Source organism: Nostoc sp., from assembly GCF_036917275.1.
Lineage (GTDB): Bacteria > Cyanobacteriota > Cyanobacteriia > Cyanobacteriales > Nostocaceae > Nostoc.
Genome location: NZ_JBALDF010000012.1, coordinates 14,075 through 27,811, shown reverse-complemented (window position 1 = coordinate 27,811; position 13,737 = coordinate 14,075). Strand labels below are relative to the sequence as shown.

Genomic DNA, 13,737 nt, shown 5'->3' with positions numbered 1-13,737 from the left:
TTATTAAGCACTTTTGAAGGTATAAACCCGTTCTTGAGTTAACCACGCTGCATAAAGAAGAGATTGACGAATATCTTCTGCTTCTAAATCAGGATATTCTTCTAAAATTTTTTCTATAGGCTTTCCATAAGCTACCAAATTTACCACTAAAGAAACTGGAATTCGCATCCCGCGAATGCAAGCTTGTCCAGCCATAATGCTAGGGTCAAATGTAATTCTCTCCAGATCTAACACAAATGATCGCTCCAAAATCTTTTTTATCGTTCTGAGGTGCAATGATATTGTAAAGTCTAGCGCTCTATTTTTGATTTTAAACCGACAAGCGATCGCCCCCCCTTAAATCAAGAATAGACTACATGGGGATACGAATTTATAGGTTTTGTGCAAAGCGTACCGGAATAAAACTGAAAAGGGCGTTAGCGAAGCTTACCGAAGGTATCGCTTACACTAAAATTCATATTGAATAAGCAAAAATGCCTGATTACTTATTCAATATGAGCTTTTACTTCCTCAAAAGCAGCTTTTAATTTCGCATTTTAGTGTTTTCCACAAGCAAAAGTAGCTTTTACTTCTTCAAAAGCAGCTTTTAATTTCGCATTTTAGTGTTTTCCACAAACAAAAGCAGCTTTTACTTCCTCAAAAGCAGCTTTTAATTTCACATTTTAGTGTTTTCCACAAACAAAAGCTGCTTTTACTCATTCATTTTGGTGTTTTCCGCAAGCAAAAGCAGCTTTTACTTTCTCAAACCCCAGTTTGCTTACTCATTTCAGTAATTTACGCATTCATTTTGGTATATCATTGAGCCAAAAGCTTGCAATCGCTCTAGAAAATAAGTGTAAATCTACAAGCGATCGCCTGATTTATAAATGAGCATTACTCAAATAAATCAAATCCCTTTTCGCTTCTCAACTTTCTGTCAAAAGTTGCTGTTGAATTACAACCAGAATTCTGGGTACTTGTTTTAAAATATTGTCGGAAATATAAACGATATAATTCACACGCAGGTGTACTGCGATCGCCTTCTAAATTAATTAGCCCCATACTCTGTAATTTATATGCCAATGCTGGCTCTAATTTCACAGAATTTGTAGCGTTAATTACTTCATAAAAAGCATTTCCCAATTCTGGCTGATCTTGTAGTGCTAACACATACTGCCTTAAATACTCGTGATAAATTCCTGTTTCTGTGGGCGCTTGTTGCAATAGCTGTTCTAAATCTCCTTCTAGTCCCCCTTTACCCACAAGGTGATAAAAAGCCAATCGCACTAAATAAGGATATCCTCCCACTATTACCATCAAACTCTCGACGTTTTTACCATCTGTCCAATTCAAGCCGTGACGTTGTGCTAAATCCTGCACTTGCTCTTTCGTAAAGGGAGGTAAATTTATTCGCAAACCGATATTAAATGGCGATTGAGTCAGTTTTATGGAAACAAGTATTTCAGTTGAGTAAACCAAAACCAGGTGCAGTTTTTGCCAAATTTCTACGCCTTTGGCCTGTTCATGCCAACTTCTGATCAATGATAGTAATTCTCCAGTAATTTCTTGATATTCAAACACCCAATCCAGATCATTCAATACCAACACAAGGGGACTTGAGAGCGCCGAGAGTAAATACTGTTGGAAATAGATAGAGCAACTCACTTTGCTACCCATATCTTCATCCCAATAATCATTCAGTTTTGGTTCTAGCTGTAACTCCCGACTGACATTGGCACAGAACCAGCGCAAAAATTTATCTAAACTGGCAAATACTGCTTTATCTGCTTGCTGAAAGTTCAAGGTTACGGTGCGAAAACCTTGACTGTCAGCACGTGCAAGCAACCGCAAAATCAGAGAGCTTTTCCCCATCTTCTTAGGTGCTTTGATGCAAATGACACTCCCAGGTTCAGATATTTCTGCGTAGGCGAGTTCCTCAATTGGCAAACGAGGGATGTAGAATCGGGAATTAAGGGATACTGGCCCACTAGGAAATTCTAAGGATATAGCCGTAGCTGCTTTGTTGAATTCCTTAACTAACTGCTGATGGGCTTTGCTAAGATGGTGATTTTCTAGAGTCTGGCGGAAGTTGGATTGATTTATCGGTTCTTTACAAAAATCACTCAGTACTTGCCATAAATGAGCAGCAACTTTCCTGACACGTTCCTCGCCGTAGTGAGTTTCACTGGCTATATTGGTATAGGTTTTTCCTTCCCAGGAAGAACGCAATACAATCTCTTGGAGCGTTGTTAAACCCGTTGCTTGACTGGCTTTTAGCAGCAGTACTACTTCATCTATAGTCATTACTCATCGGCTCTACAGCATGACATATTCTCACAGGATTATTTTTTGGAACTCAATGTAGCCTACTTTCTGTGGGTAGCAGCTAGTTTTTATACCAATTATTTGTAAAAATGCACAAAATCAGCCTTGAGCAAATTGTTATATGCAACCTCACAAGTAATTGGTATTACCAAAAAATCTACAAACCAGGCTTGAGAATTTTTCTGTATCCGCAAATATTTGAGGTGACTTAATCATAGAATTTTTTTTACAAAAATTATCGAGTTTTTAGGTGATTATATGTGATTTTAACTACTTTTTTTAGACATATCTTAGAATGTAGATGCACACAATGGAGCTATTTTTTCTAAAAAATGGCCACGGCGATCGCAACAGCGGTTACATTCGTCTGTTTACCTTTTTTTAAATTTCATCCAAATTGATGATCTGGGCTGATACATCTCTGACCTAAGTTACAGCCTAATCAACCAAGTAGACGATTTGTCCATAATTGGATCGTCAGGGTGTTAAGACAGCGTAGAGAGAGCTACAGGATATCTTCCTCATCGTACCAGCAGCTATGCATATCGAAGAACCCACTACCCATGAACCGGAAGCTCCACTTTCAGTACAAGATTCTCAGAGTTTCCCAGAATCACAGCCACTGCAAAAAGACTTATCTCAAGAAAATTTAGATCCTTGTCAATGCTCACAAGCCACCTTACAAATGGCATTAATAGCCAATGGCTTGGGATTGTGGGATTGGAATCTGATTACCAATAAAACCTATTATGATCCCCGGTGGAAGGGCATTGTGGGGTATGAAGTAGACGAAATCGATCACGACCATAAATCTTTTGAGCAACTTGTACATCCACAGGATTTACCAAGAATTCATCAGGTATTGCACGATTATCTCCAAGGATGTACACCCGTATTTGAAGTCGAATTCAGAATGTTGACTAAATCCGGCGAGTGGAAGTGGATTCTGGCTTGTGGGAAAGTATTTCAGTGGGATGAATTCGGTAAACCAGTGCGGATGGCGGGGACGCACAAGGATATTAGTCAGGATAAGGCGATCGCTACTCAACAATATCAACTATTTGAACAACTCCAAAGAGAAATTGTCCAACGCCAGTCTACCGAAGACCAAGTTAGAGAAAAATCACAGCAGCTAGAAACTACTCTCGAAGAACTCAAATATACCCAAAAGCAGTTATTGCAGAACCAGAAAATGGCTAACCTCGGTCAACTGGTGGCGGATATGGCTAACGAAATTAACAACCCCGTTAGCTTCATCTACGGCAATCTCCATCCTGCAAGTCAATATGCTGAAGACTTAATCAGAGTCATTGAACTTTACCAACATTATTATCCCACACCGACCCCAGTCATCGCCTTACATTTGCAACGCCTCGACCTTGGTTTTGTGAAGACAGACTTTTTGAAATTGCTGTGGTCAATGCGAGCCGGATCTGAGCGCGTCAAAGAAATTGTTTTCGCCTTGCGGAATTTTTCAACCTCTGACGAAGGTCAAATGAAAAAGGTTGACCTGCACGAAGGACTTGATAGTGTTCTGAGGATTTTGCAACATCGTCTGAAAGAACAGCCTGATAGACCAAGGATTGAAGTCATTAAAAACTTTGGAGAATTACCCTTAATCGAGTGTTACCCTGGTGATTTAAATCAGGTATTCATGAACATCTTGACTAACGCCATTGATGCCTTAGAAGAAAGGATAAAACATGATTATCCTTTTATTCCCACTCTTTTTATTCATACAGAAATTATTAGTAGTCATTTATCATTAGTAAATAGTAATGAACTTTGGGGACATGACAACATATTAGGGAAAAAACACAAAGTTATTATTCGTATTTCTGATAATGGAAAAGGCATACTTCCCCATATTCAAAGACAGATATTTGAACCATTTTTCACAACCAAACCAATCGGTAAAGGGAAGGGACTGGGACTATCAATTAGTCGGGAAATTATAGTTGAAAAACATCAAGGTAAACTTAAGTGCAATTCTCAATTAGGTCAAGGCACAGAGTTAGTTATTGAGATGAATACCACAGCTAGACACTATGCCGTGATTAGAAAACACGCCAGCTTTTAACTAATTAACCTTGGGCACAAGGTATTAATTTTTGCAAGCCGATGCATTAACAAAGCGGCTGTTGTATTCATAATGCAAGTCAATGCAATAACAATACCTGAGTTCGATAAATTTGGTATTGTCTTTTTCATACTTAAATTACAGCAGAAGCCATCAGTATCCTTTTTGCCATAATCACCGCATAGCCCGCCGTAGGCATCGCACTAATTACCAGTGTATACTGCTGCAATGGTTGAGCCGACGAAAAACGCTTCAGCCATTGGTGAGCGTAGATAATGACTAAGTTTCCTTCATATCAGTTTAATTAGTTGATCACCGTTAGGGATACACTGGATAAAATATCTTTTTTCAGACATCCTCTTAGAAAAACCCTAACCATATCTAAAACTGACATTTAAAACAGAAGATGGGAGACCATCAATATCAAAATACTGAATCATAGGATGGGAAAATAAAAGTGAGTAATGCCCACCCCCAAACTAGCTAGGCCATTCAACCAAGACAGATAAACACCAAATTTTATCGGTCAAAATCTATGACTTCGACTGTTTCTTCTCAAACTCGAAAGCCACCCACTCAAGCAATAGGAGCCAAAATTTTCCACTCCTGTAACATCATTAGTCTGTTTATCATGCTCACCAGTGGACTACAAATTTACAACGCCAACCCTGTTTTTGGTGGACGTGCAGGTTTGCACATTCCTCCGATATTTACTTTAGGAGGTTGGCTTGCAGGAGGTAGACACTGGCATTTTGCAGCAATGTGGCTATTTTCGCTGAATCTCTTGTGGTATGGGATTTATGTTTTAATTACCCGACGCTGGCGACATCGGTTTGTAAGTGCCAATGACTTCAAAGCATTACAAAAAAGTAAAAATTCTCAGCGCCTAATTTATGCTTGGCATCGTATTGCCTATACAGCAATTATTCCTATCTTGCTGCTGGCGTTATTTACAGGAATAGGAATGTATAAACCTGCTCAATTTCCCTGGATTGTGGATCTGTTTGGTAGTTGGCAAGCATTGCGAATTGTTCATTTTAGCTCAGTACCGATGGTTATTCTATTTGGAGTGATTCACTCTCTATTAGGACGTAAGGCTGGAGGCACTCAATTAACAGAATCGATGTTTTTGTAAAGGAACTATGGTAAGTGAGACGCAAAGACTAATAATTAATAACTCTTTTTTAAACAAAAAATATGAACTTTTTTGATAAATTGAATCGTAATATCTTGCAAAATCAAAGCTTACTGTTTGTAGGACTTGATCCAAATCCAGAGATGATGCCTGTGGATTATGAATCTGAAGAACTCATCGCTGGTTTACAGAAGTGGTTACAATTCATTATTGCTGAAACTTCTGATTTCGTTTGTGCCTATAAACCGACACTTGGCTTTTACGAAGCATTAGGTATTCCTGGTTTAGAACTGTTGCACAAAACTTTAGCCGCTATTCCTCCCCACATCCCAGTTATTTTAGATGCCAAACACAGTGACTTAAATACCAGTACCATTTTTGCCAAAACTGTGTTTACAGAATGGCAGGTGGATGCAATTACTCTCAGTCCCTATACAGGACAAGATCATGTAGCACCTTTTTTGGTATATCCTGATAAAGCTGTATTTATTTTATGCTGTACTTCTAATCCAAGCGCAGAAGCTATACAGCAATATCCTACAAAAGAATCGCCCCTTTATTTACAGGTGGTAAAAGAATCAAAAACCTGGGGAACTCCAGAACAATTGGGTTTGGAAGTGGGAACTACAAAACCTGAAGTTTTAGCACTTATTCGAGCGATCGCGCCGGAACGAATTATTATGGCGCGTAGCATCTGGGCGGAGGGACTAAATCTGAAGCAAATTTTAGAAGCGGGTTTGAATACTAACGGTGATGGTTTGCTAATTCCTGTTCCTCAAGATATGTTGGGCAAACAAAAATTATCTCAGGAAATCCAGTCTTTACGCGCAGAAATTAATCAAATAAAAACTGAAATTATTTATGAAAATTCCACTTGTTCTGTCTGGTTCCCCGATGTTTGTTTGCTAAATCAGCATCCCCAACAGGATTTGATTTTACAACTTTATGATATTGACTGTATTATGTTTGGCAGCTTTGTCCAAGCATCAGGAGCTATATTTCCTTATTACATTGACTTACGCAAAATTATTTCCAATCCCCAAGTTTTTAATCAAGTTATCACCGCCTATGAAAATATTTTGAAGAACTTGAATTTTGATAGGTTAGCAGGTATTCCCTATGGTTCTTTACCTACTGCTACTGGTTTATCTTTACGTCTTAATTGTCCGATGATTTTCCCCCGTAAAGAGGTTAAAGCCCACGGAACTCGGAGAGTAATCGAGGGTAACTTTCATCCTGGCGAAACAGTTGTGGTGGTTGATGATATTCTCATTAGCGGCAAAAGTGTCATGGAAGGAGCAGAAAAGTTAGAATCAGCAGGATTAAATGTTAATGATATTGTGGTATTTATCGATCATGAACAAGGGGTGAAAGATAAGTTACAGCAAAATGGTTATCGTGGTCATGCGGTTTTAACTCTTTCTGAAATTACTAATACTCTGTATCAAGCAGGGCGGATAAATGAGGAGCAATTTTTAGCTTTTGCTGAAATTTAATCCTCAAATAACCGAAAATTGGCAATATAGAAAGATTTTTTTCATCTATTTTCCCTTAAACATATTTAATTTTCAGCTTCAATCTAGTAACTAGAATAATTTTGATTTTTAAATTGATGATGAATTTTTCACTCAATCAACTAGTTAAATGGTTAATTTTGACACTGCTATTTCCTCTAGTCTTTCTCAATGGTTGGCTAGCATTTTTACTTGTTAAGAGTTTTCAACCTGTTGTCACAATTATTGTCTTATCTACTTTGCTTGCATTCGTTTTAAACTATCCTGTTTCGGTTCTCCAACAGCGGGGAGTTAAACGCGGCTATGCAGTAGCATTAGTTTTTATACTAGCATTGTTAATTGTCGTTGCTCTGGGTATCACTTTGGTTCCCATTGTTTTAGATCAATTTAATGAGATGGTTAAAGTCCTTCCCCAATGGATTGATTCTAGCGAAGAAAAACTTCAGATTGTAAATGATTGGTTTTTTAGGCATAAAATAAATGTTAATTTAAGTCAGTTGTTAACACAAATAACCAACAAATTGCCCAATGAGTTAGAGTTTTTTTCAGATAAACTTTTAAGCATTATTATAGATACTATTGATAGTGTTTCTGAGTCATTAATCACAGTAGTCGTGACTTTTTATCTGTTGTTAGATGGGCCAAGAATTTGGCAGGTAATATTTAAGAAGTTACCTGGAAATTTTGCTCACGAGATAAGCCAGTCTATTCAGCAAAACTTCCAAAATTACTTGATTGGTCAGGGAACTTTGGCTTTGCTAATGGGAGTTTCTATAACATTATTGTTTTTAAGTTTTCAAGTCCAGTTTGGTTTACTCTTTGGTTTGGTAGTTGGGGTTTTGAGCTTAATTCCCTTTGGTGATGTCCTCAGTCTTGTTGTAATAAATTTAATAATAGCCACACACGACTTTTGGCTAGCAGTGAAGATTGCTGCGGTAGCTGTTGTGATTGATCAGTTAATTGATCAGGCGATCGCACCACGCCTTTTAGGAAAATTTACTGGTATTAGACCAATATGGGTGTTAATTGCTTTGCTTGTAGGAACCAATGTTGGTGGAGTTTTGGGTTTGCTAATCGCGGTACCTGTAGCTGGTCTTATCAAAGATGTAGCAGATGGTTTTTCTAAATCTGGTGATTCTGAGGATGTAGTTAAGAGTGAATTAGCATCAGAATTGCTGGTAGAGAAATCAATATCGCAATAAGTTTATGTAGGGATGTGTCTGAACGAGGCAGATAATTGCAGCTACAAAAAAGCCCCTGGTAGAAATACCAGGGGTGAAAGATATAATACCATTTCACTTTATGTTTGTCGGAGATGCCCCTGCTTACGCCTCTACTTAGATAAGCTGAAGTGTTTCTCAAATATTACAGCAAAAAGTGATTAGGTATAAAATTAGCCAACATTTGCCAAGAGCAATTCTCGTTTCTCTGATTTTTGCACTCTCACCTGAGAGTCATCATCAACATCGATAATCGCTGTGTCTCCATCTGTAATTTGACCAGACAGCAGTGCTTCGGCGAGAGAATCTTCTAAAAGGCGCATAATTGCCCGACGTAATGGCCTAGCGCCATAGCTGGGATTATAGCCTTCTTGTACTACAAGGTCTTTGAAGCGATCGCTAACTTCTAAGATAATTCCCTTTTCCGTCAAGCGCTTAGAAACTTCACGAAGCATAATCTCAGCGATTTGCTTAACTTCATCCCTAGAAAGCTGAGTGAAGACGATAATTTCATCAAGACGGTTAAGGAACTCAGGACGGAAGTAAGCTTTCAATTCCTCATTTACCAGGGTGCGAATGCGGTTATAACTAGCATCAGCTTGAGTGTCGAAGTCAAAACCTAAGCCACTACCACCTTTTTCAATTACCTTGGAACCGATGTTGGAAGTCAAAATGATCAGCGTGTTCTTGAAATCAACTTTCCGACCTTTGGAATCAGTAAGTTGACCGTCATCCAAGATTTGCAGCAGCATATTGAATATATCGGGGTGAGCTTTTTCGATTTCGTCGAATAGCAACACTGTGTAAGGTTTCCGCCGCACGGCTTCTGTTAGTTGTCCGCCTTCGTCGTATCCCACATAACCAGGAGGCGAACCAATTAGCTTGGCTACGGTGTGGCTTTCCATGTATTCGGACATATCTAGACGAATCATCGAGTCTTCCGAACCGAAGAAGTAGGCAGCTAGTGCCTTCGCCAATTCTGTTTTACCGACTCCAGTAGGACCAGAGAAGATAAAGCTAGCAATGGGACGATTGGGATTTTTTAAGCCGACACGGGCGCGACGGATACCGCGAGATACAGCCGAAACTGCTTGTTCTTGACCGATGAGCCGTTGATGCAGAGTGTCTTCTAGGTGCAGCAGCAACTCGGACTCAGATTCAGTAAGCTTGTTGACTGGTACGCCAGTCCAAGAGGCAACGATTTGGGCGATGTCTTCTTCGTCAACGACGGTGGAGTTGACAGGTTGATCGTTTTGTGTAAAGGTTGCTTGCAGTTGTTCTGCCAGTTCTAACTCTTGGTCGCGCAGGTTTCCAGCTTTGTCAAAATCTTGGACTCTGACTGCTGCTTCTTTAGCTTTGGTAACGCCAGCGAGTTCGCGTTTAAGTTCTTTATTCGGAGAACTCTGAGAGTTCCGCAGACGAACGCGAGAACCAGCTTCATCAATTAAGTCTATTGCCTTGTCAGGCAAGAAGCGATCGCTAATATAGCGGTCTGATAATTGTGCTGCTGCGACAAGTGCCGCATCTAAAATTGTGACTTTGTGGTGCTGTTCATAAGCGCCGCGCAAGCCGTAGAGAATTTGTATGGTTTCCTCTACTGAGGGTTCCCCAACCATAATCGGTTGGAAACGACGCTCTAGGGCGGCATCGCGCTCGATATGCTTACGATACTCATCAAGGGTAGTTGCGCCGATGCACTGGAGTTCGCCCCGTGCTAAGGCAGGTTTGAGGATGTTGGCTGCATCCAAACCACCTTCTGTACCACCAGCGCCAACCAAGGTGTGAATTTCGTCAATCACCAAGATGATATTGCCTACAGTGCGGACTTCTTCCACGACTTTTTTGATGCGTTCTTCAAAATCGCCACGGAAGCGAGTTCCAGCTACCAATGACCCCATATCGAGGCTGATAACTTGCTTGTCTTGTAAACTTTCGGGAACATCCTGGTTGATAATCCGTTGAGCTAGACCTTCTGCGATCGCAGTTTTACCAACTCCTGGTTCTCCAATCAACACTGGGTTATTCTTAGTGCGGCGACCGAGAATTTGGATCGCCCGCTCAATTTCCTTCTCGCGACCAACTACGGGGTCGAGTCTGCCTTCTTGCGCTAGTTTGGTCAAATTTCTACCAAACTCTTCCATCGTTAGCGGTTGGGTGCGCTTTTGATTACCACTACCAGCAAAAGCTGGTGCATTTTCACCCAAACGGCGAACTATGGCACTGCGGACACTCTTGAAGTCAACTCCTAGATTTTGCAGTACTTTGGCGGCAACACCTTCACCAGCTTCGGTCAATCCTAAGAGTAAGTGTTCAGTATTAATGTAATTCTGTCCCAGACTATGAGCTTCTTTAAACGATTGCTCAAACAGGCTTTTCACCTTGGGGGTAAAAGGAATTTCTGGTGGTACAAAGCCAGAACCCCTACCAATAATTTTTTCTACCTCGCGACGTGCATCTTTGAGGGTAACGCCTAACTCGGCCAACACTTTAGCAGCAACCCCAGTTCCTTCTCCCATCAAACCCAGGAGAATTTGTTCAGTTCCTACGAAGTTGTGTCCCAGGCGACGTGCTTCCTCCTGAGCTAACATAATTACTCTAATGGCTTCGGAAGTGAAGTGTTCAAACATAATGGGTTCTTGCTCCCTCGCTGCTTGGACTTTGGGTGAGATAAAATTCACCCTCATCTAAAGTTTTTTGTATTTTCTTAAGGACTAATGTAACTTTATTTAAAGTTGAGTGGCAGTGGTGAGAGCCGTAAGACCTCAGGTGTAGTTGCCGTCTGTAACAGTTTTGAGTGCTGTTAGCGATAGCGGGGCGTTTAGCCCGTGCTGAGTAGAGTAGTTAGGAAGTAAGTAGTCGTATATTTAACAATTAAACTTTCTGTGTTTAGTGATTTACCTTTGCCTACTATACTCCTCTGCTCTGGGCTAAACTAAAAACTTAGGAGTTTAGCACGGGCTAAACTGTAGGTATCCGCTAACGACACTTAAGACTCATGATGACTGAAGCAACCGGAGGTAAAGACCAACAACATCCTCTCTATAACCGCGATCGCCCTCTTATTGATATCTTACTCGCTCAACAGGCCACAGACTATAACTTAGCAGAATTAGCTAGACTGCAAATGCGTTATCAAGGGTTTCCAGGGGCGAGAGATATCCAAAAAGACCTAGATAAAGTGTTGCAGCAGTGGGGTTTGACCGAAGCCGAGCTTTTTGAAAAAACTCGCAAAATTCACGATTTGGGGGGAATTTACAAAAGTCGCGGTAAAAAGGACGAGCAAGATTGGAATTAGGGCATTTTAGTTATTCCCTTCGCACTTCTAACTCCAAACTCCTGTACAGAGGCGATTAATCGCGTCTCTCCTAACTTTCTACTGGAATGGCGATCGCTAATTCTGTGCCTTTGCCTAATTCCGATGTCACTGTGAGTTGTCCACCATGTTTTTCTTCCACAATCTGACGGGAAATCGTTAATCCCAAACCTGTACCTTTCCCTACTCCCTTGGTGGTGAATAAGTAACCAAACAGTTTTTGCTTGACATTTTCGGACATTCCCATGCCATTGTCTTGAATTCGGATCAAGACATGATGCCGATCTTCAGATAATGTGGTAACAATTGTGATGCGATTGGGATTGTCTGTGATTTGTTGTAAACTACGCTCCTTGTTAGATTCTTCCAAAGCATCAATGGCGTTGGCGATCAGATTCATAAACACTTGGTTGAGTTGTCCAGGAAAGCATTCTAATTGAGGTATTTCCCCGTAATCTTTGACTATATCAATGGCAGGATAATGCTCATGGGCTTTTAATCGGTGCTTCAGGATGAGTAATGTACTTTCAATGCCTTCGTGAATATTAAAAGGGACTTTGTGATCACTGTCTCCCCTGGAGAAGGTGCGAAGACTGGCGCTAATACCACGGATGCGATCGCTACCTTCTTTCAGGGAAGAGATGAGTTTAGGTAAATCTTCTTGGAGATAGTCTAAATCGATTGTGGCGATCGCTTCCTCTATTTCTGCTCCTGGATCAGGAAAGGTTTGCCGATAAAGGTCGATTAGTGCCAACAAATCGTGAATATATTCTTGAGCAGGTTTCATATTGCCTGCAATAAAGTTAATCGGGTTATTAATCTCGTGGGCAATAGCTGTAACGAGATTACCCAGTGCTGACATTTTTTCATTTTGCATCAGACTGTATTGTGTCTGTTGCAGGTCATGCAATGCTTGAGTTAACTGTGCTGTTTGTTGTTCTATAGTGATTAAATCGCGGTATGACCTTAAAGCAGCGATCGCACTTGTAATTAACTTTTGGCGAGTCAGTTCTACCTTCAACTTATAATCATTGATGTCATAGTTCAAAATCACCGATTCCTCTGGCGCATCTCCTGGTTGTCCTGTGCGTAAAATCACCCGCACAATCTGATTTTTCAACTCCTCCCGAATGTACTGAATTACCCTTAACCCAGCATCATTGGTTTCCATAACCACATCTAATAAAATAAATGCGGTATCTGGGTGGACTGCAATCAGCTTTTTGGCTTCTGTTCCCGAAAAAGCAGAGAGGAAAGTTAAAGGTTTGTCTTCAAAGGTAAAACTTCTCAAAGCTAGCTTAGTCGCCTGGTGGACTTCAAAATCATCGTCCACAATCATCATTTTCCACCCTTCAGAAGTCTCTTGTGCCTGAGGGACTACCTCAAACGGAGTTAATTGAGTTTTATTACTTATCGGTTCTTCATCATCTTCAAACACGAATACTTCATCGTCTGTTAGTGAGAGAGATATATGGGGATCGTTAAGCATTGTCAACCAACTTTGTTAAAAAGAACAAGAAAACTTAATAGTTCGTAGACAGAGGTAGTGTCACTATAAATAGGGTTCCCTTTTCTACTGCGCTGTTAACATCAATAGTCCCTTGTAGCTTTTGAGTGACCAAGTTGTAGACAATATGCAGACCTAAACCACTGCCTCCCTGCTGTCTAGCGGTGGTAAAGAAAGGCTCAAAAATTTTGTTTAAGTTTTTTGGCGGAATGCCGCAAGTATCGTCGCTATATTGAATCACAACGCGATTGCCTTGTTGTTTCACCTCAATACGCAACTGCCCTGATTCATGAGGTTGATAGGCATGATTCAAAGAATTCATGACTAAGTTGGTGAGAATTTATGCCAAAGCCCCAGGATAGCTGTCTGGCGAGGGATAAGCATCTCGCAGGGTTTTGAGAATTACAGGTTGGTTATCGGCTTCCCGGTAGCCTCGATATATCAGAGAGTTGCTGCTTTCGTAGATTTGGTCAATAATTTGATAGCCGGAAAGCGTGAGCATAGTTTGGGTACTCCTCAAAAGTGGGTTAATGCTGTCCCAGTTACTTTGTTAGAGTTAGTGTACCCATCAGCAGCGCTATCGTAATCGCGGAAAACATTTTGGATTAAGTAAGTGGCGCCAATATTTCAAGCTATGTTAATAATTTTAAACGTAGGGTGCGTT

The 13,737-nt window shown here is 40.5% G+C and carries 11 protein-coding genes; 5 read left to right on the top strand and 6 right to left on the bottom strand.

Annotated elements, in window-relative coordinates; genetic code table 11:
* Positions 1-3: 3 nt before the first annotated feature.
* Positions 4-234: a DUF433 domain-containing protein gene (locus V7K35_RS05310; RefSeq protein WP_335076971.1), complete on the bottom strand. Its 231-nt coding sequence runs from the start codon at positions 232-234 to the stop codon at positions 4-6.
* 639 nt (positions 235-873) lie between these two features.
* Positions 874-2,283, bottom strand: a complete 1,410-nt coding sequence (locus V7K35_RS05305; protein ID WP_335076969.1) for an AAA-like domain-containing protein — start codon at positions 2,281-2,283, stop codon at positions 874-876.
* A gap of 559 nt (positions 2,284-2,842) precedes the next feature.
* Here V7K35_RS05305 and V7K35_RS05300 point away from each other — a divergent pair.
* The 4 genes from V7K35_RS05300 to V7K35_RS05285 all read left to right on the top strand — a co-directional run bounded on the left by V7K35_RS05300 (position 2,843) and on the right by V7K35_RS05285 (position 8,235).
* A complete protein-coding gene (locus V7K35_RS05300; protein WP_335076967.1) occupies positions 2,843-4,384 on the top strand; it encodes a PAS domain-containing protein in 1,542 nt (513 codons plus the stop codon).
* Positions 4,385-4,919: 535 nt separating this feature from the next.
* Positions 4,920-5,519, top strand: coding sequence for a cytochrome b/b6 domain-containing protein (locus V7K35_RS05295; protein ID WP_335076965.1), 600 nt, complete (start codon positions 4,920-4,922; stop codon positions 5,517-5,519).
* A 62-nt stretch (positions 5,520-5,581) separates the two neighbouring features.
* Positions 5,582-7,015, top strand: coding sequence for a bifunctional orotidine-5'-phosphate decarboxylase/orotate phosphoribosyltransferase (locus tag V7K35_RS05290; protein ID WP_335076964.1), 1,434 nt, complete (start codon positions 5,582-5,584; stop codon positions 7,013-7,015).
* Between the two features lie 119 nt (positions 7,016-7,134).
* On the top strand, positions 7,135-8,235 hold the full coding sequence (locus tag V7K35_RS05285) for an AI-2E family transporter (RefSeq protein ID WP_335077039.1): 1,101 nt from the start codon (positions 7,135-7,137) through the stop codon (positions 8,233-8,235).
* A gap of 191 nt (positions 8,236-8,426) precedes the next feature.
* Here the strand turns inward: V7K35_RS05285 and V7K35_RS05280 are convergent, their stop codons facing one another.
* Entirely contained in the window at positions 8,427-10,880 is a 2,454-nt protein-coding gene (locus tag V7K35_RS05280; RefSeq protein ID WP_335076962.1) for an ATP-dependent Clp protease ATP-binding subunit, read from the bottom strand.
* Positions 10,881-11,251: 371 nt separating this feature from the next.
* Here V7K35_RS05280 and V7K35_RS05275 point away from each other — a divergent pair, with 371 nt between their 5' ends.
* Positions 11,252-11,548 (top strand): DUF3288 family protein, encoded by a 297-nt coding sequence (locus V7K35_RS05275; RefSeq protein ID WP_335077036.1) that lies wholly within the window; start codon positions 11,252-11,254, stop codon positions 11,546-11,548.
* Positions 11,549-11,618: 70 nt separating this feature from the next.
* Here V7K35_RS05275 and V7K35_RS05270 read toward each other — a convergent pair whose 3' ends face one another.
* From V7K35_RS05270 to V7K35_RS05260, 3 genes are read right to left on the bottom strand one after another with little or no spacing between them, the layout of a single operon-like run.
* On the bottom strand, positions 11,619-13,055 hold the full coding sequence (locus V7K35_RS05270; RefSeq protein ID WP_335076960.1) for a hybrid sensor histidine kinase/response regulator: 1,437 nt from the start codon (positions 13,053-13,055) through the stop codon (positions 11,619-11,621).
* 34 nt (positions 13,056-13,089) lie between these two features.
* Positions 13,090-13,413, bottom strand: coding sequence for a sensor histidine kinase (locus tag V7K35_RS05265; protein ID WP_335077035.1), 324 nt, complete (start codon positions 13,411-13,413; stop codon positions 13,090-13,092).
* Positions 13,414-13,575: a hypothetical protein gene (locus tag V7K35_RS05260; RefSeq protein WP_335076958.1), complete on the bottom strand. Its 162-nt coding sequence runs from the start codon at positions 13,573-13,575 to the stop codon at positions 13,414-13,416.
* Positions 13,576-13,737: the final 162 nt, after the last annotated feature.

What these genes read in the sequence shown, in the direction of transcription:
- V7K35_RS05305 (WP_335076969.1), bottom strand. Translation starts at nt 2,283, where the DNA reads ATGACTATAGATGAAGTAGTACTGCTGCTAAAAGCCAGTCAAGCAACG.
- V7K35_RS05300 (WP_335076967.1), top strand. Translation starts at nt 2,843, where the DNA reads ATGCATATCGAAGAACCCACTACCCATGAACCGGAAGCTCCACTTTCA.
- V7K35_RS05295 (WP_335076965.1), top strand. Translation starts at nt 4,920, where the DNA reads ATGACTTCGACTGTTTCTTCTCAAACTCGAAAGCCACCCACTCAAGCA.
- V7K35_RS05290 (WP_335076964.1), top strand. Translation starts at nt 5,582, where the DNA reads ATGAACTTTTTTGATAAATTGAATCGTAATATCTTGCAAAATCAAAGC.
- V7K35_RS05285 (WP_335077039.1), top strand. Translation starts at nt 7,135, where the DNA reads ATGAATTTTTCACTCAATCAACTAGTTAAATGGTTAATTTTGACACTG.
- V7K35_RS05280 (WP_335076962.1), bottom strand. Translation starts at nt 10,880, where the DNA reads ATGTTTGAACACTTCACTTCCGAAGCCATTAGAGTAATTATGTTAGCT.
- V7K35_RS05275 (WP_335077036.1), top strand. Translation starts at nt 11,252, where the DNA reads ATGACTGAAGCAACCGGAGGTAAAGACCAACAACATCCTCTCTATAAC.
- V7K35_RS05270 (WP_335076960.1), bottom strand. Translation starts at nt 13,055, where the DNA reads ATGCTTAACGATCCCCATATATCTCTCTCACTAACAGACGATGAAGTA.
- V7K35_RS05260 (WP_335076958.1), bottom strand. Translation starts at nt 13,575, where the DNA reads ATGCTCACGCTTTCCGGCTATCAAATTATTGACCAAATCTACGAAAGC.